The sequence below is a fragment of the Lactiplantibacillus brownii genome (assembly GCF_031085375.1).
Lineage (GTDB): Bacteria > Bacillota > Bacilli > Lactobacillales > Lactobacillaceae > Lactiplantibacillus > Lactiplantibacillus brownii.
The window spans coordinates 238,999-257,226 of the sequence record NZ_JAVCWF010000001.1 but is presented as its reverse complement, the minus strand read 5'-3'; the positions used below and the strand labels follow the sequence as shown (position 1 = coordinate 257,226).

At 44.4% G+C, this 18,228-nt stretch carries 17 protein-coding genes and 1 riboswitch; of the genes, 7 read left to right on the top strand and 10 right to left on the bottom strand.

All coding sequences use genetic code 11. The features are described from left to right. Positions 1-2 precede the first annotated feature (2 nt). From RA086_RS01035 to RA086_RS01020, 4 genes are read right to left on the bottom strand one after another with little or no spacing between them, the layout of a single operon-like run. Positions 3-1,157, bottom strand: a complete 1,155-nt coding sequence (locus RA086_RS01035; protein ID WP_308702073.1) for a mannitol-1-phosphate 5-dehydrogenase — start codon at positions 1,155-1,157, stop codon at positions 3-5. Between the two features lies 1 nt (position 1,158). Beyond that, complete coding sequence (locus RA086_RS01030) at positions 1,159-1,608, bottom strand: PTS sugar transporter subunit IIA (protein ID WP_308702072.1); 450 nt, start codon at positions 1,606-1,608, stop codon at positions 1,159-1,161. A gap of 14 nt (positions 1,609-1,622) precedes the next feature. Beyond that, positions 1,623-3,698: a BglG family transcription antiterminator gene (locus RA086_RS01025; protein ID WP_308702071.1), complete on the bottom strand. Its 2,076-nt coding sequence runs from the start codon at positions 3,696-3,698 to the stop codon at positions 1,623-1,625. Between the two features lie 24 nt (positions 3,699-3,722). After that, entirely contained in the window at positions 3,723-5,561 is a 1,839-nt protein-coding gene (locus RA086_RS01020; protein WP_308702070.1) for a PTS mannitol-specific transporter subunit IIBC, read from the bottom strand. A gap of 308 nt (positions 5,562-5,869) precedes the next feature. Between RA086_RS01020 and RA086_RS01015 the strand changes: the two genes are divergently transcribed. Beyond that, positions 5,870-7,288 carry a C69 family dipeptidase gene (locus RA086_RS01015; protein ID WP_308704390.1) on the top strand — a complete coding sequence of 473 codons (1,419 nt, stop codon included), beginning with the start codon at positions 5,870-5,872 and terminating at the stop codon, positions 7,286-7,288. 561 nt (positions 7,289-7,849) lie between these two features. On the opposite strand, the gene RA086_RS01010 is transcribed toward RA086_RS01015, so the two are convergent. Then, positions 7,850-8,422: a TetR/AcrR family transcriptional regulator gene (locus RA086_RS01010; protein ID WP_308702069.1), complete on the bottom strand. Its 573-nt coding sequence runs from the start codon at positions 8,420-8,422 to the stop codon at positions 7,850-7,852. Positions 8,423-8,537: 115 nt separating this feature from the next. Between RA086_RS01010 and RA086_RS01005 the strand changes: the two genes are divergently transcribed. Continuing rightward, entirely contained in the window at positions 8,538-9,275 is a 738-nt protein-coding gene (locus tag RA086_RS01005; RefSeq protein ID WP_308702068.1) for a sulfite exporter TauE/SafE family protein, read from the top strand. Between the two features lie 110 nt (positions 9,276-9,385). Here the strand turns inward: RA086_RS01005 and RA086_RS01000 are convergent, their stop codons facing one another. Then, on the bottom strand, positions 9,386-9,691 hold the full coding sequence (locus RA086_RS01000; protein ID WP_308704389.1) for an MFS transporter: 306 nt from the start codon (positions 9,689-9,691) through the stop codon (positions 9,386-9,388). A gap of 133 nt (positions 9,692-9,824) precedes the next feature. Further along, positions 9,825-10,538, bottom strand: a complete 714-nt coding sequence (locus RA086_RS00995) for a glucosamine-6-phosphate deaminase (protein WP_308702067.1) — start codon at positions 10,536-10,538, stop codon at positions 9,825-9,827. Between the two features lie 417 nt (positions 10,539-10,955). On the opposite strand from RA086_RS00995, the gene greA reads away from it, so the two are divergent. Together greA and RA086_RS00985 are read left to right on the top strand one after the other, a co-directional pair. After that, on the top strand, positions 10,956-11,426 hold the full coding sequence (greA, locus tag RA086_RS00990) for a transcription elongation factor GreA (RefSeq protein WP_308702066.1): 471 nt from the start codon (positions 10,956-10,958) through the stop codon (positions 11,424-11,426). Between the two features lie 306 nt (positions 11,427-11,732). Then, a complete protein-coding gene (locus RA086_RS00985) occupies positions 11,733-11,888 on the top strand; it encodes a hypothetical protein (RefSeq protein ID WP_308702065.1) in 156 nt (51 codons plus the stop codon). A 226-nt stretch (positions 11,889-12,114) separates the two neighbouring features. On the opposite strand, the gene RA086_RS00980 is transcribed toward RA086_RS00985, so the two are convergent. Together RA086_RS00980 and RA086_RS00975 are read right to left on the bottom strand one after the other, a co-directional pair. Then, on the bottom strand, positions 12,115-12,975 hold the full coding sequence (locus RA086_RS00980) for an aldo/keto reductase (RefSeq protein WP_308702064.1): 861 nt from the start codon (positions 12,973-12,975) through the stop codon (positions 12,115-12,117). A gap of 9 nt (positions 12,976-12,984) precedes the next feature. Further along, positions 12,985-13,458, bottom strand: coding sequence for a glutathione peroxidase (locus RA086_RS00975; protein WP_407659043.1), 474 nt, complete (start codon positions 13,456-13,458; stop codon positions 12,985-12,987). Positions 13,459-13,609: 151 nt separating this feature from the next. Next, a riboswitch (TPP riboswitch) is annotated at positions 13,610-13,702 on the top strand. Between the two features lie 108 nt (positions 13,703-13,810). On the opposite strand from RA086_RS00975, the gene RA086_RS00970 reads away from it, so the two are divergent. The 3 genes from RA086_RS00970 to RA086_RS00960 are packed head-to-tail and all read left to right on the top strand — an operon-like array spanning position 13,811 to position 16,476. Continuing rightward, positions 13,811-14,386, top strand: a complete 576-nt coding sequence (locus tag RA086_RS00970) for an ECF transporter S component (protein ID WP_308702063.1) — start codon at positions 13,811-13,813, stop codon at positions 14,384-14,386. Between the two features lie 15 nt (positions 14,387-14,401). After that, positions 14,402-15,820 carry an ABC transporter ATP-binding protein gene (locus tag RA086_RS00965; protein WP_308702062.1) on the top strand — a complete coding sequence of 473 codons (1,419 nt, stop codon included), beginning with the start codon at positions 14,402-14,404 and terminating at the stop codon, positions 15,818-15,820. Beyond that, positions 15,817-16,476 (top strand): energy-coupling factor transporter transmembrane component T family protein, encoded by a 660-nt coding sequence (locus tag RA086_RS00960; RefSeq protein ID WP_308702061.1) that lies wholly within the window; start codon positions 15,817-15,819, stop codon positions 16,474-16,476. The genes RA086_RS00965 and RA086_RS00960 overlap by 4 nt, the downstream gene beginning before the upstream one ends. A 129-nt stretch (positions 16,477-16,605) precedes the next feature. Here RA086_RS00960 and RA086_RS00955 read toward each other — a convergent pair whose 3' ends face one another. Continuing rightward, positions 16,606-18,120, bottom strand: coding sequence for an ATP-binding cassette domain-containing protein (locus RA086_RS00955; protein WP_308702060.1), 1,515 nt, complete (start codon positions 18,118-18,120; stop codon positions 16,606-16,608). Positions 18,121-18,228: the final 108 nt, after the last annotated feature.

Below are 18,228 nucleotides of genomic sequence, written 5' to 3'. Positions count from 1 at the left end.
GCTTATTTTTCAGCTAAATGATTTTCGTATGAAGCCTTGATTTCTTTGATCAAATCTTCATCCTTCAAGCCAGTAGTTTCACGAATGACTTGGTCGATTGGTTCATCTTTAAGCATTTGTTGTAACTTAACGCTTTCACTATCATTAGGATAGTTGAAGAAGAACATCATACCAGCAGTGTCAACTAAGGCACTGTAATCACGGCCACGTTCCTTCAATTCACGGATTGGGCGAATGAAACGTTCGTCATAGCCGAGCTTCCGGATAGGGGTCCGACCGACCCGTTCAATATCGTCTGAGATATAAGGGTTTTCAAACCGGCTCAAAATCTTCTTTTGATAAGCGTGGTGAACTTCAGGATCAAAGCCCCACTTTTGAATGAGCAAGTCACCCGTTTCAGCTAAGACATGCTTAGCCTGTTCAACGACACTGTCATCTTTGACCGCTTCGCCGATGGTCTTGTAGCCCTTCATATTACCAGTATAGGCAACCGTTGCATGACCAGTGTTAACAGAGAACAACTTCCGTTCGATATATGGTTCCAAGTCTTCCGCATAGTCGACACCCTTGAGTTCAATCTTAGGGTTTTTCATTTGTGACTTGTCAATGACCCATTCCTTGAATGGTTCCACTGAAACGAACAATGGATCGTCGTGCTTTTGTAATGGCACAATCCGGTCAACGGCCGCGTTAGGGAAACCAATGTATTGATCTGCAAAGGCTTTTTCGTCATCATTTAAAGCTTCATAAACTGACTTCTTCAATGATTGGCTCCCGCCAATCATGTTTTCACAAGCAATCACGTCGATTGGCTTGGTATTGTTGTTTGTTTGACGTAACTTAATCCCGTCAGCAATTAAGGGTGCAATGAACTTTAAGATCTTAGGACCAATGGCCGTAGTCACCATGTCAGCGCTTGCAATCTCTGCTGCGACCGCTTTAGGGTCCTTGCCATTGTTGATTCCTTTGACATCATGAACTTCGATATGTTTCTGACCTTCAGCGGCCAATTCAATGGTATAACCATTGCGTTTGTTTAATTCATCGATCAAAGTTTCGTTAACGTCAACGAAAGTAATTTTAAAGCCATTGTCAGCCAAAGTTTCGCCAATGAAGCCCCGACCAATATTACCTGCACCAAAATGTACGTCTAACATGCTAATCAACTTCCTTTAATAGATTAATAATTTCATCTTCAGATTGAGCGTCCGCGAGTTTGGCAACGTTTGCCACGTCGCTGCAGTATATCGCAATCTGAGACAAGAGATTCAAGTGTTCACCATTCAACCCAGCAATCCCGAAAATCACAGTAACGGTCTTATCGTCATCATCATTTTCTGGATCACCCCAGCTCACACCCATTGGTACTTGGACGACTGAGATACCAGTCTTCTTAATATACTTCATGCCATCTTCAGTACCATGAGGGATGGCAATAAAATTACCCATATAAACGGAAACATCTTGGTTACGTGCTTGCATCGCATCAATGTATTCCGGTTCGACACAACCGCCATCGACCAATAACTGACCGGCTAAGCGGATGCCTTCTGCTTGCGTTGCGACTTGTTGGTTCAGCGCAATCATTTTTTTATCTAAAGCTTCCATTTTATTCACCTACGCTATTTCGTTAGTTCGTTTAAAAACGCACTGCTAATTAACTGATAGAGCTGTTGGCGACTGCCGGTCATGAAAGCCTCGGTATTTTCCTGACTTTCGATGACTAACGCACTCAACTTACCCATGAGCCGATTCTCAAAATCGCTAATGTCGGCCGGACCGAGCATCAACACGATCCGCTGTAAACGAATCGTCTGCGCGTCCATGCTTTTAAAATCGATTGGCGCTGCCAGTTCAAAGATAGCGCAATACGGTGCGGTCACCTGTTGACTCAAGGTATGAACCAGCGCCAAGTTGGTATTAGGAATCCCAACCGGGGCTAGACCAATGCGGTGTAACAACTTACCCGCGACTTCTAGGGGGTCGCGAATCAACTTTGAATCAATATGACGCGTGATTTTGACTAACGTTTCCGCCATCGTCTCCGCATCATTGTTGATTGGGGAAATCATAAAACGATCCAAAATCTGTTTGGCAATTGTCATACGCTGATACACCGTGTCAAAGTCCAGTGTCATCACCGGCTGGGGGGCCGGCTGCGATTCATTGACTTGCGTACTAGGGAAGTACTGATGAATATACTCGCGCAAGGCACTGACTTCATTTTCAAGTAACAACGGGCTGACCGCCCGATAGTTTAATTTGAAACCTGGTAGCTGAGTCGTCGAAAGAATCATGTCAAATTGTTGTAAGTTAATCTGACCAAGATTTCCGATCCGAGCGACCTCAATCGTGGTAATCTCCGGCAACAACCGCGCCAGCCGCATCTTTAAAATACGGGCAGTCGTCATACCGTTTGGACATAAAACTAACACTTTCAAAGTCTGATGACTCAACTGTTGCTCATAGGTACTGGCAAAATGAATCAACAAATACGTTAACTCATCGATTTGAAAGTTCTGATCAGGAAACGTGGCCGCAAAGCCACGCACCACAGCGGCATACAGTTTCGGATATTGCGTCCGAACCGCTTGCAACTCTGGACTCGGTGGCACGGGGCCCGGCAAGCCATTACGTTGTAACGCGACTTGCATGTGGGCCGTCAAATTGTTCAATAATTGATCATCCGTGCCAAACGACCAGTCAAAGTTCGTCGCGACCGCGTCAATTAACTTTTTCACGCGGTACGTGAGCTGTAAATCATAATTCGATAATGAAGACTCCTGATCGATTCTGAACGTCAGCCCTTTGATCTGCTGCGCAATAAAATCAATCTCGGCCCCCGTAATCTGGGTCTTAATCTCACTTGGGAGTTGCGTTAAAATTGCCAACGCCAACCGTTGATATTTCAGAAAATCATCCCGGTTAATCCCTCGCAAGTAAGTCACTTGTTGACCATGTTGTAACCGCATGACCGCGGTTGCCAGCGTGATGATCAGTTGTTGGAGCTGACCATCCGGAACTGAGGAAAAGTACTTCTTCTTCAAGCTTCGCACGGCTTGATAACAGTGTAGTAACACCGCCGGACTTAACTGCTTCAAGAAATATGATTGCTCGTCCGTTGCGGCAATTTCTAACCCCCGTTGCAATTTACCAATCGTCTTGAAGAACTCATAATCGTTGATTGCATTATTCAAGATCGTTGCGAAAAGGCTACGAATATTGCTTTCGGTCCCCGCAACTTGAATTCCACGTGATTTTAGTCGTTCAATCGACAATTCATAATCGGCAAACGGTGCTGACAAGGTTCCTAGGTCATTGGAAATCGTCGCAATACTCACGTCGAAATCCAAGGCCAATTCTTTAAGCTTCATGGACCGATTAGCCATCAAGATCCGGCAAGCCAAGGCATTTTGCCGCGTTTGCGAATCAAACGCTGGCGCAATCCCATGACTGTCTGACAATTGAGCTTGAAAGTCTGCTAGATCAGCAGTCGTGCCACTCAATTGAAAATGATGTTCTTGATTGATAATCTGTAACTTCGCATTAGCTAAGACTAATTCTAAGTTACTAAATTCGCGATAAATCGTCCGACGACTACTATTGATGGCGGTTTCAATCTGACTCATACTCAAGCCAGTTGGATTCGTGAGCAATAGTTGTAATAATTCGTCTTGACGTTTTGTGAACTTAACCATGGGGCCACCTCGTATGATAACGGTTTATTTTAGCGCTAATACCATCTTATCATATTTAGGTGAGTTCAGAAGATCATCGGTGACCAGCACTTGAACCTGGGTATAACGGGTTCGTAAGTTCTTGGCCGCTTCAGGACTAGAAACAACTAACAAGCTATTTTCATCCTGTAATTCGTCAATCCCAACATTCTTAACTGTCACTTGTTTGTTGGCTTTCTTGATCCGATCCTTCATTAAGGACGTTGCCATAGTGGCCGTACCTAAATGACCATCGTGATGCACAAAGACAATTTCGTTAACAACGGCTAAGTTCAATCCAGCAGGTAATTCGCCTGGATCTTCCGCGTTAGTGGCTTGTGGTGCGGCCGAAGTTGGCGCTGGTTCGTCACTGACTTGGTCACGAGCTTTCAAGTTAACAACGACTTGATCATATTTAGGACTGCTCAAGAAGTTATCAACAGACAACCGTAACGCATGTGGGGCCTTTTGAGCGGCACGATCAGCGAGTTCATTTTGCGTAATGACTAACAACCCTGGTTCATCTTTCAAGTTGCTAATCGCCGTGTTCGTAACAGACATATCAATGCCGGCCTTTTTCACTTTGTCACGGAGTAAGGAAGCACCCATTGCGGATGACCCCATCCCAGCATCACAAGCGAAGATGATATGGTCAACATCTTTATAAGAAGCAATCACGTCAGCTGGTTCAGCGGCACTAGTTTCAACTGCGGCGCTGCCATTCTTCATATCACTCATTTGACCTTGAGCAGCAGCTAAGGAATCATCAACCATCGTCTTATCACGCTTCAAGATGACTGCGGCAACCAAGAAGGAAACCACCGTGGCTAATGTGACCCCTAGTAACAAGCCCAAATAGTTGGAAACGCTACGTGGTGACATTACGAATAACATGATGATTGACCCAGGTGATGGGGTTGATTTCAACCCAACATCTAACAAGCTGAAAGTTGCAGTACCGGTAACACCACCGGCGATAACTGCTAAGAACAAAGCTGGTTTCATTAAAACGTATGGGAAGTAAATTTCATGAATCCCACCGAAGAAATGAATAATCATCGCACTTGGTGCTGAGGCTTTAGCCGTCCCTTTACCAAATAAGGCAAAGGCTAACAAGAGCCCAAGGCCGGGACCTGGATCTGGTTCAAGTAAGAACAGAATTGACTTACCGGCACTGGCCGCCGCTTGAATCCCAAGTGGTGTCAAAATACCTTGGTTAATCGCATTGTTCAAGAACAGAATCTTAGCTGGTTCAATAAAGACATTGGCTAATGGTAATAAGTTAACTTTGATGATCCAGTTAACACCGACCGCCATTGCGGCACTCGCACCGGCAACCAAGGGACCAATCCCAAAGTAACCAATAATTGCTAATAACATTCCCATAATCCCAGCGGAGAAGTTATTGACTAACATTTCAAAACCGCTGTGGACTTTGTCGGCGATGGCGTCGTCCCATTTCTTAATGGCCCAACCGCCTAAAGGACCCATGATCATGGCCCCGATAAACATTGGAATCGACGACCCAACAATGACCCCCATCGTCGCAATGGCCCCAACGACCCCGCCACGATGACCGGAGATCATATTCCCACCGGTAAACGCAATTAATAATGGGAGTAAGTAGTGGACCATTGGCTGAATCATTTTAGCTAAATCAGCGTTTGGGAACCAACCACCGGCCATAAAAATCGCGGTAATTAACCCCCAAGCAATGAAGGCGCCGATGTTCGGCATAACCATATTACTTAAAGCGCTACCAAATTTTTGAACGCGGGCTTTCAGTCCCGATTTCTTTTTTGGTGCGGGTGATGTGGTTGTTTTATTTACATTTGCTTCACTCATTCGATTAAAGCTCCTTCCGTTTTCTTAACGTCTCTATCATATCGGCTAGCGAAAACGGTTTCAAGAAGTTCTAGGCAGACCCGTGGCACAGGAAGTTGTGCCAGAATTAAACTCAGCAATTCACAAGTTCAACGTTTGGCACACTTATTATAAATATTGTTATATCAGCATTTACAACCTTTTCACAAATTATTTTATATCATAGCTGTCGGTTATTTCACAAGTGGTTTGGACCAATTTTCACGATTGGTCGTTGTATTCCCTCAGCGGACTCTTATACTGGAAGTACAAAGGGGGCAGAACTAATGTTGAAAAAAAGTTCTGATTGTACCGAAATTCTCGTCGGTAAGGCCGCTACCATTGACGGCTCGACGATTGTGGCTCGTAACGAGGATGGTTACGGCCCGATTAATCCAATTAAATTCGTGGTGCATCCAGCCAAGGATCAAACGGCTGCTAGTTATACGTCAGTGACGACGGGCGTCACGGTGCCACTGCCCGACCATGCGTACCGCTATACGGCCACACCGCAAGCGGACCAAAGTGATGGTCAGTATGAAGAAGCCGGGATCAATGAGTTAAACGTCGGCATGAGTGCAACTGAAACGACTGCGACCAATGCCCGCGTCTTAGGCTATGATCCATTAGTCACTGACGGTGTTAACGAAGAAGCGATGTTAACCCTCGTTCTTCCCTATATTAAGAGCGCCAAAGAAGGCGTCCAACGGTTGGGGGCTTTAATTGAAAAGTATGGGACCGGCGAATGTAACAGTATTGCCTTCAATGACCATGACGATATCTGGATTTTAGAAACGGCCGGTGGTCATCATTGGGGCGCCATGCGTTTGCCAGATAACACCTATGCGATCGTGCCCAATCAAACGGTCGTCGAAAACTTGGATTTGAGTGATGCCGATAACTTTCTCGGCGCAACTGACTTAGTCGATTTCGTTGAAAAGAATCATTTAAACCCACGACCAGGTCAATTCAATTTCCGTGAAATTTTCGGCACACATGGCGAGGACGATGCTTATTACAACACCCCTCGTACTTGGTATGGTCAAAAATTATTCAATCCAGAAATTGCTGACCAACAACCGACTGATCAAAAGATGCCAATGTGCCGCAAACCCAGCAAATTATTAGCGATTGAAGACGTCCAATTTTTCTTAGCATCCCACTATAATGGCACGCCATATGATCCATTTGACACCTATGCTTCTGGATCTGCCGATGACCAGAAGAAATACCGCTCAATCGCGATGGATCGTAACCAATGTCAATCGATCTTGCAAATTCGTAACGATGTGCCGGCTGAACAAGCGGCCATTCAATGGGTTGCCATGGGCTTCTTCGCCTATGCGCCATCTGTGCCATTCTTTACGAATATCAATGACACGCCACTTGATTATCGCAATACCACGGCGACCGTTGATGTACACAACGTTTACTGGCTCAACAAGACCTTATCAACGTTGATCGAACCCCACTGGCATGAATTCGCTGAAGCCGTCAACGCTTATCGCAACGGCTGTCAATCCTATGCCCGCGGCCGTGTTGCCGCAACCGACGCCAACGTAACTGGTGATGTGACCGACTATTTGACGACCGCTAACGCTGAGACTGCTGGTGAAATTTCCAAGCGGACTTACGCGTTATTCGATGAACTCGTTAAACACGGTTTGCTTTTATCGAAGACAAGCTGGGAAAAGGGTCAAAACCTTTAGTGTGGTGAAGCTATTATATTTATTAAAATAGCTCATTAATTGTCCGTCTCCGTGGACCAGCACGTTTGCTGTGAGGCAGACCTGCAGCCAAAGACCGGTCTGCAGGGCGCTTTCAAGCCGAAGCCCACGTCTTAAAAGTCGGCCAGACACTAACCTGGGAAAATCACCCAGCTAAGTGTCTCGACACGGCAAACGAGCTAGTCCACTCCGACGTCAAACAGTGATTTTAATCTGGGTAGTAGTAAAGTCAGAACCTGACAAAAAGCTAATTAATATTAGATCCACTATTTAGCGCAGGGCGGGCTGGATGATGCTCAGTGGTGAAATTTTCCTTTGCTGGTGGTTTTTCCAGCTTAGGAAAATCCCGGCTTGTGAGACCGCACTTTGGCTCACAAACGCGGCCACCACGTTCCAGCATCAAGCCAGACCAACCGGAACGGCAAGTTAAGCGGATACTTATAAATATGAGAGCTACACCACATTAGTTTCAACAATTTAAATGATCACATTTAAAAAACAGCGTGCCATTACTCGAAAAGCTAGAGTAATGACACGCTATTTTTAAAGTCCCTTTTCATTTCTGATCATTAAGTGACTGATATTGTTAGCAATTTGCTCCCGTGATAACCCTTGTTGTTGTCGCTGATAGGCATAGCTATTACTTTTGAGCATCGCAATGACCATGTCCGCTCGAAAAGTCAATTCGTCATCCTCAATATCGCCACTGACTGGTGCTAATACTCGTTTGAATAACGCGACCAATTGTTGGTACAACGTACTCTGGTAATAAGTGGCCATCACTGTTGGGCCACTTTCAATCGCTGTTAACAATTGTAGCCGTCGCTCACGAAAAGCCAAATACTGCGCTAACACCTGCTGAAATTGAACCACTGGTTTGGCTGTCGTTTGACCGAGATAATTTTGACTCGTTGTGATGAACTGTTGAATAAAATCGAATGACAAGGCCAAGCATAATTCGCTCTTATTAGGATAGTTACGATAAAGTGTTCCAGTGCCAATCTGCGCTGCGCTGGCAATATCTTTCATACTCACCGTACTAACTGACCGTTGTTGAAATAACTTAGCTGCTGTAACCAAGATTTTGGCACGATTTTGTGCTGCATCTTTACGCATTTTGACACCACCTCACACGTTTTCTTTCAGCTTACGCTAACTAAACTCACTTGACAAGTGGAGCATGCTCCGTTTATAGTTGACTTACTTTTACTTTTTAAAGAAGGTCAACTAAATGCTCGTTTTCAGCTATGGTTTAATGATTGGTATTTTTGTCAGTTTAATCGGTGGCGGTGGCGCGGCCTTGTACCTCGGCGTTCTCACCAGCCAGCTGGGTTTAGCCACCGCAGTAGCAGTGCCAACTTCACTATTGGTTGCCCTTCCTGCGTTATTTTTCGGCTTTTTAACTCAAATGCGCATCAAAAATGTTGATTTTCACGTTGGCAACCAAATGATTCTAGCGGCGATTCCCGGTATCTTGGTCGGGACGATCAGTGCACAATTCATTCCACAAAAGCTATATAACTGGATCGTCGGCACGATCTTTATTGTCATGGGTGGCATGGTGTTGCTTAAAGCCATCCGCCGTCAAAAGAAGTCACGTGAATCGGCTCAACAAATCTGGATTGCGCGCGGCTTCGGTCTACTTAGCGGCTTAATGGTCGGTATCGGCGGACTAAGCGGTGGGGCCACGACCGCTGCCGGACTCACTATCTTGGGCTTAACTGCAGTTGAAGCTGCCGGAACTGCCACCTACGTCCTCACTACCATGTCGGCCATTAGTCTGGTCGGACACCTGTTTACCAGCACCTTTGCTTGGCAAGCCGGTTGGCTATTGATGATTGGTGCCATCATCGGCGCAATCATCATGCCGCTAGTCATCCGTCGATTGGACTTAGCCAAAGTCAATCGGGTGCTAACACCATTTCTTGGTTTACTGATTATTTACTTTGGTATCAAAATGTTTATTTAGCAAATAGGCCACCGTCATCGTGAGTTTAACGATGACAGTCGCCTATTTTTTGTCTCAGTAATTGTTTGCTTTAAACACTACCAAGCAATCAATTTCGTAATAATGCCACTTTAATTGTATTGTACTGCGGCATTGAGCTTACGACGATTAACTAAATAGATAATTGCTGTCAAAGGAACGACGACTAACATCACTGGGTAAAAGAACTTTAGTGGCAAAATAGTTGGTAAAATACCACCAATAATTGGCCCGATCGACATACCAATATCACTTCCTAAATAATAAGTGGCATTAGCAAGTCCCTGTTCTTCCATGGGAGCTAACAGGAGAGCTGTTGATTGAGAAACAGAAACCATCACACCAAAACCAACCGCCATTAGCCCAGCCGCCAAGAGCATCTCGAAGTTGTTTCGCATGATTGATAATAGGATGATATAACCAATGGTTGCCATTATGCAGATAAAAAAAAGGCTATTCGAAATCGTTGGATTTCGAATAGTCTTTTAAAGTATACACGCATTAATTTTTAAATTTAGTTAAGTTTAAATTTTAGTACTTCTTGCTTAACTTGCTGGCTGCGGCTTCATCAATGATAACCGTAACGTCAGGATGGTTTTGCAAGATTGAAGCTGGGCAATCAACGGTGTCAGGGCCTTCGATCATACCCTTAACGGCATCAGCCTTGTTTTCGCCAAAGGCTTCAAGGATTAAGTGTTTGCTCTTCATGATTGAAGCTAAGCCCATTGAGAAGGCTTGCTTAGGAACATCGTTTTCACTTTCGAAGAAACGTGCGTTAGCTTCGATGGTAGATTCTGTTAAGTCAACAACATGAGTCGTGACATCGCGAGAAGTCCCTGGTTCGTTAAAACCAATGTGACCATTACGGCCAATACCTAAGATTTGTAAGTCGATTGGGTGTTCATCGATCACTTTGTCATAACGCTTAACTTCTTCAGCTGGATTAGCAGCTAAACCGTTTGGCAAGAATGATTGTTTAAATGGTTTTTGGTCAAATAAATGTGATTGCATAAAGTATTTGTAGCTTTGTTCGTTGTCTGGTGCAATACCAACATATTCATCCAAGTTAACGGATGTGCAGTTACTGAAATCTAAGTCACTCTTTACGATTTCTTGATAAGTTGTAACGGGTGTCGAACCAGTTGCCAACCCAAATACTTTAGCCCCATTGTCCAAGGCATTCTTAAATACTTTGTATCCTTCTACACCGCCGGCAGCTTGATCCTTTACTACGATAACTTTCATAATTAACTGACTCCCTCTTTATTTGGTATAGTCCAATTGTATATTGGTCTAGACTAAAATTCAAGGGGTTTGTTCGAAATACTTCAAGTTTTTATTTGCAACCGTTCCCAAATGCACGAATTTCGACTGCTTTTCATAACAAATTAATTGTATTATGTAATTAATTTGCATATACTTAAAGAGTTCGTAACTCCGTAGAGCGTGAGAAACTCTACGACTAGCCAAGGCTGTAAAGTCGTTGGCTATTTTTTTATCATTGGCAAAATCAGCAAGAAACTTCTGAGGATCGCCACTATTTGGCTAGCAGGTCACCACTAAACACCGCCTAAAAATATTTTTCTAAAACAAAATACAAATTTTTCTCAAAATGCGTTAAACTATTCCCAGTAAAATCCACGAAATCCGAGGCTTGATCAGATGGAACCAACCTTTAATAAAATGACGCCAGCGGGCTATCACGCCATTGAACAAGAAATCGCTGATCTGATTGCGCAACGACCACACCGCATCAAAGTTTTAGCTGCCGCGGCCGCGCTTGGTGATCGGTCCGAAAACGCTGAATACACCAATGCTAAACGTGACTTGGGTCGTTTGGAGAGTCGCCTACGTTTCTTAAATAAGCAACTACAATATGCTAAAGTTGTCGAACCGGCCGACAATGATCAACTAGACATCGGTAAATCCGTCACACTAGAATTTATGGATGATCACGATCAAGTCACCTATCAACTGGTCGGCAAGCAAGAAGCCAACTTAGACGAAAACAAGATTTCTTTCACTTCCCCAATTGGCACCGCGCTTAACCACCATACCGTCAACGATGTTGTGACAGTTTCAGCGCCAAATGGCAGCTACCAAGTTAAGATTATCGAAATTCACCGTAGCTAAAAAAATAACGACACCGCTCAATAATCAATCGTGCGATGTCACTTTTAAAATAGGATGAGGCCGAATTTTTTCAGTCTCATCCTATTTTTGTGTTTTTGATGACAATTACCGTGAAAAACGACTTTATATTATAAAGCCCCAAAGCACTAATTCAATAGTTATCAGTACCTAAAACTTAATAATCTAACGTTTTTGACGTAAAACACTAAAAAAAGGAAACCCTAATCTTTCTTTAATGGCTCTCAAATGACGGAATTCATGTAAGCGCTAAAATAGACCCATAAAGTAATCAGAAAAGAGTGAATAATGATGGTATTGAGTATTATTACGATTTTAGGTATGGGTTTGATTGCAGCAACGGGTGTCCATTTTGTGAATGCCTCACGGGCAATGCAAGTGAAGACAGTAAACCATCACAATAGTAAGATGCCCGCAAATCTCCACCAAATCGACTTTCTTTAGGTCATTTAGTTGGGCTTTTGAAATATAGACATTGTTTACTGACTAGCTTGTTTCCATGACACCATTGGAGACCTGCTAGTCAGTTTTATTTTGCGCTGATTTTGAGACAAAAATGGCTCGGCGTAGTTTGACCTCATCCTCCCTTGAAGCTTGGCATCACTGCCCAACTTCAGGGCTTTTTCATCGCTAACAAAAAAGATTGACCAGCTACAGCCAATCTTTATTACTAGAATTCTTGATAAACAGCCGGATCTTGATTATTCAAACGACCCGTGGCCGAACTTAGCCCATTGATTGTGGTCATATCCGCCGCCGAAATTTCAAAGTCAAATAAGTCAAGATTGCCTAGCTGACGGCTTGGCGTTGAAGACTTTGGAATTGGCAAGGTCCCCAACTGAAGTTCCCAGCGCAGAATCAATTGACCAACATTCTTACCATATTGAGTTGCCAGTTGTTTCAACGTTTCATTCTTTAACATCTCACTCGCACGACCTAGTGGGCTCCAATCTTGCGTCAAGATGTCATGCGCGGCGTCGTAGTCACGTTGTTCCTGTTGATTAAAGTATGGATGGAGTTCAACTTGGTTAATGACCGGCATCACACCCGTTTCCTTTTTCAAGCGATCCAAATGAGCCGGTAAAAAGTTAGAAACGCCAATTGAACGGACTAAGCCAAACTTTTGCGCTTCAATCAACGCTTGCCAAGCTTCAACGTAATGATCTTCTTTGGGGTTCGGCCAATGAATCAAGTATAAATCGTAATAATCCAGTCCAGCACGATACAGCGATTCTTGAATCGTTGCGATGGCTTCATGATAAGTCTGATGACGGCCGGGTAATTTAGAAGAAATCAACAGTTCAGAACGGGGGACTGACGACCGTCGAACCGCTTCACCAACAGCGCCTTCATTTTCATAATTAAACGCCGTATCTAATAACCGATAACCGCGATCAATCGCTGAATCAATCACATCAACACCATGCGCACCATTTAATTTATAGGTCCCAAAACCAACTTTGGGTAAAGTTAACCCATCTCGTAAGGTATAAGTTTCCAACAAAAATTCCTCCTTAACTCGTTTCTTCATTCTAAAGGTTCAACGATCTGCCAAAGCATCTCGAATCGCCGTTTCAAAAGTTTGCGGCCGTGTCGTGGGGGCAAAACGCTGTAAGACTTGCCCGTCACGACCAATTAAGAATTTCGTGAAATTCCATTTAATGCGACCATGACCCGCAGCTTGTTTCAAGTAAGCAAATAACGGATCAGCAGCTTCCCCATTGACCATCACACGCTTAGTCATTGGAAAGGTCACCCCGTAATGCCGCTGACAATAATCCTGCGTCTCAGCATCATCCGCTTTTTCTTGATGAAATTGATTTGAAGGTAATCCTAAGATGACCAGGCCTTCACTTTGATACTTTTGATAAAGGGTTTCTAAGCCTTTAAACTGGGGCGCTAACCCACAATTGCTCGCCGTGTTGACGATTAACAAAACTTGCCCACGATATTCGGCTAGGTCTAAGTCGGCGCCACTCATTTCAGTTTCTTTAAAATCGTAAATTGTTGTCATGATTTTCCCCTCCAATCCGTTAAAAAATTAATCTGCGAGGTTTACTAACTTAAGTAAAGCACAAAATCATGATTTTCCAATGAACTTTGCTCACTAGGCAAAATTGTTAATTGCGTTGCACCCTGAATTCGTTTACACTGAAACTAATCATTCATAGCAACTGGGGTGCCATTCGGCTGAGATAATACCCATTGAACCTGATCTGGATAATGCCAGCGCAAGGGAGCAATGCTTATTTGGAGAACCATCAAACAGACTTTAGCCGGTCATCACTTAGTTGTCAAAACTAGTGATGACCGTTTTTTGTCGCACGGTGGCATGAATGATAACAACTTTGGGAGGTTTTTTGATTATGAAATGGGCAAAAGCATGGCGATTAAGTGACATTATCTTAATCGCGTTAATTGGGATTTTCTTTGGTGCGATCTTTATGGGGACTAACTACGTTTACGACGTTCTAACCGCCGCCCTCGCACCCGTCGGTTTATCGGGGCTCGCTAATGAGATTTTATTGGGGCTCTGGTGTATGCCAGGGATGTTGGCTGGCTATCTCTTACGTTTAAAGGGTTCTGCCACATTGGGCGAATTGCTTGCTGCCACCGTTGAAATGTTTTTCGGGGGTCAATGGGGCATTTCAACTTTAATTTCTGGTGTGACCCAAGGTTTCGGTGCCGAACTTGGCTACATCGTCACCCGTTACAAACACTATGATTGGCTGGGTTTAACCGCTTCGGCATTCACGACCACGATCATTACTTTTGGTTGGGACCTCGCTCGTAATGGCTACTTCAAACTACAATTATGGCTACTGATCTTATACTTCGTGGTGCGCTTCTGTTCAATGTTCTTGTTTGGCGGCGTTCTGACCCGTTTAATCACAAATATGTTGGACCGAAGTCACGTCTTGAAGTTCACACACACGAACTAGAATCGAGGAATCGTTATGGCGAACATTGCGCTGGAAAATCTATCTTACACGTACCCGGAGGCGCAAGCGCCAACCTTGAATCACGTTAACCTAACGTTTAAAACGCACCAATTTACATTGCTCACTGGTCCTTCAGGTACGGGTAAATCAACGCTACTCAAGTTAATGACTGGCCTAATGCCGTTGCCAAATGCACAAGGCGTTATCCGCTACGACGGACAGGATCTCGCCTCAATTGCACCCACTGAGCGTGCTAACCAAGTCGCTTTAATGTTTCAAAATCCAAATCAACAATTTGCCATGGATACCGTTGAAAACGAGCTGATCTTTGCGTTAGAGAATCAGCAAGTTGCGCCTGCAGCGATTGATAGCAAAATTACGACAGCCCTTAATTTCGTTGGCATTAGCGCGCTGCGGCAACGTCAGCTCAACCACTTATCCGGTGGGGAAAAACAAAAAGTGGCCCTCGCAGTAATCGTTGCCATGGATAGTGATGTCATCTTATTAGATGAACCTTTCGCCAGCGTCGATCCCGCAGCCAGAGCAAGTTTATTGAAACGACTCGTTCAGTTGCGCGACCAAGCAGGTAAAACTATTATTTTAGCAGATCATGATTTAACGGACTACGCGACGTTGGTCGATCAAGTCGTTCAGATTACCCCAACGCGGCAATTAACCACGCTACCAACTGCCGATTGGCCAGCACTATTTGCGGCCTTTGCACGGGCTAATCAACCGGATCAACTGTGGCCGCTACCGACCAATCAGGACCAACCACTATTTCACTTACAACAAGTAGCGTTAGAACAAGGCCGCCATCAACTGTTACAGCCAACTGATCTGACACTATGGTTACATCGGAATACCTTAATTACTGGGCCTAATGGTAGTGGTAAATCGACCTTATTTGAAAGTCTCGTTCGTCTAACCAGCTATACCGGACAGATTACTTATTTAGGTGATGACATTCAGCGACTTCGCCGCAAACGCTATGCCCGTCAAGTAGCGCTATTATTTCAAGACGCTGAGACGCAATTCTTAACGATTACCGTTGCCGAAGAACTGGCGCAAAGTCAGAAATATGCCTACGGAAATTATTTTACATCCGCACGCATTACCGCGGCAATGCAGCAGCTGAACCTCGTTGGTCACGAAGATCAAGTCATTTATACCTTGAGCGAGGGGCAAAAAAAGAAGCTGCAAATTCTACTGATGCTAATCATGCAATCACCAGTCCTACTGATGGATGAACCATTAAAGGGATTGGATTTGAAATCGGTACAAGCGCTGGTGGCACTCTTACAGAACACCATCGCGGTCACGCAGCAATCGCTTGTTATCATTAGTCATCAATTGACTGGATTAACACCACTCATTGATTATCATTTGCGCTTTGATCACCATCAATTGCAATACCGGGGGGCGCTCAGATGAATCCCAGTATCAAACTCTTATTGTTATTCGTGATTGCGCTCGAAATTTCTTTTAGCCTAGTGATTAGTTTGAACGTCGCTTTAGTCGGCCTCGCCATTATTTATTTGCTGGCGCATCGCATCAAGTTACGAACGATTGGCTGGCTGTTAATTGTGCCCCTCTTACCCGCTATTGGTCTTTGGAGTACCCAATACATTAATGGTAGCGGCGATAAAACACTCATGGCTTGGGTCTTATTTACACGAATCTATGCTTTTGTGTTTACGGGTGCCACTTTTACGTTAACGACCAATATTTTGCAACTGGCCGACTCCCTGGAACAAAACTGGCATTTACCTGCCAAGTTCGCTTATGGTGTCTTAGCTGCCTACAATTTGGTACCTAAGATTCAACATGAGGTACAAATCATTCGCGCAGCTGGCTTGATGCGCGGGCAGCAACTTTCTTTCTGGTCGCCCAAACTGTATTTCAAAGCCGTTTTAGTTTCCATTAATTGGTCACAGAATTTAGCACAGGCAATGATCTCGCATGGCTTTGTTGAAGATGCTCCCCGCACACACTACCGTCACTGTGTCTTACGTTGGCAGGATTGGGCCATTTTCATCATTGGGCTAATTCTCATGCAACTCGGAATCTTCGTCATTCCTTGGCATTAAGCGGGGCAGCGCTCGCCTTAATACGGGTCTGACAAAAATAGATTGATAGCCACTCAACTTTTGAGTAGTTATCAATCTATTTTATTATCCAAAATCAGCCAAGTCGTCCTAATCCAATTTTGAACACTTTTATTTTTTTGCCGCCTCAATTTGGTCACGCAACTTTTGAATATCAGCCGTAGATGCTTCGGGGTCAGCCATCAATTGGTCATACTTAAATTGTAGTAAGGGTAAATCAGATGGGGCGCTAGCCTTCACTGCCACTTGATCAGGATCAACTAAGTGTTGTTGTTTAAAAGCTAAAGTTCGTGTCGTCACTTGTTGCCGAAAAACCACATCATGGGAAACAAAGATAATCGTGCCCGGATAGTTTTGTAAATAGTCCGCCAACGCATCTAAGGCATCCACGTCCAAGTAATTCGTGGGCTCATCTAGCATCAAAACATTATAGGCGCCCACTAAGATACAAACCAACTGTAACTTAACCAATTCACCACCGCTTAATCCTGCGACAGCTTGCTCGTAAAATCTTGCCGGCAAGCCTAGCGCACCCATAATATTACGGATCGTTTGGTCCGGCAATTGACTAGCCGCACGCACAGTCTGCCAAACAGTCAGGTGACCCTCTAACGCAGTCATGTCCTGCTTGAAGACCCCAATTTTAGCCGATGGTGAGACTGATAACCCGGGATGACCGGTCAAGATAGCAGTCAATAAAGTGGTTTTACCACAACCGTTTGGACCCGTTAAAGCGACACGGTCACCAGGCTTAATTTGAAAGCTGGTTTGTTTGAGTAGCGTTTCATCATATTCATGTAGCGTTAAATCACTAGCTGAGACAACTGTTTTCCCAGTAAAAGCTGGAAAATCGGTCGCAACTAGTTTAAACCCAACTTGGGTAAAAGGTTTAGTAACGGTCGCTTCACGAGCGGCCCGCGTCATCAAATTCTTCGCTGTCCGATCCATCTTAGCAGCGGTGGCCTCACGAAGCGACTTAGAATTTGACCGTTCACTAGCCGTCATGCGCCGGTTGCCTTTCCGAATACGCTGAGCTTTTTCTTTGCGCGCTTGCATCGCCAATTTCAAATCATGTTCGTGCCGATTTTGGCGTGTATAAGCCGCCTGCTGCGTGGCGATCGTTTGTGCCTTTTGCGCCATGTATGCCGCATAATTGCCAGCATATGCTGTAAAGACTTGATGACTCACTGCCCAAGTCTGTGTTGTGACTGCGTTCAATAGTTGACGATCATGTGAGATCAATAATAGTAACCCGTGATACTGACGCAATTTTTTAATCAGCCAAGCTTGGTGAGGTTCATCCAAATTTGATGAGGGTTCGTCTAAAATTAAAATTTCAGGGCGCCCACTAAGTGCCTCACGAACACGTGCCATCATCGCTTGCCCACCGCTTCGGTCTTCAGTTGGCGCAATCTGCGTCACATAAGTTACTGGTGCGTCCACCAATCGTTGACCGGTGTAGTCTTGGTCAGCACCTGTTAACAGATGTGCTAATGTCGATTTGCCAGCACCATTCCGGCCAACAATGCCAATATGATCGCGCCCAGTCGCTAATAGTTGCGGAATGGTAAATAACAGTCGGCCATTAATTAGTTTTTCAATATTTGATAATTTTATTTCAGTCATTCAAAATTCCCCCTTAGGTTCAGGGATTAAAGCTATGCACAAAAAAACGCTCTCGATTAGAGACCGCTGGCATTGGTATTCCGCCAGCATAACGAATTAATCCCGAAA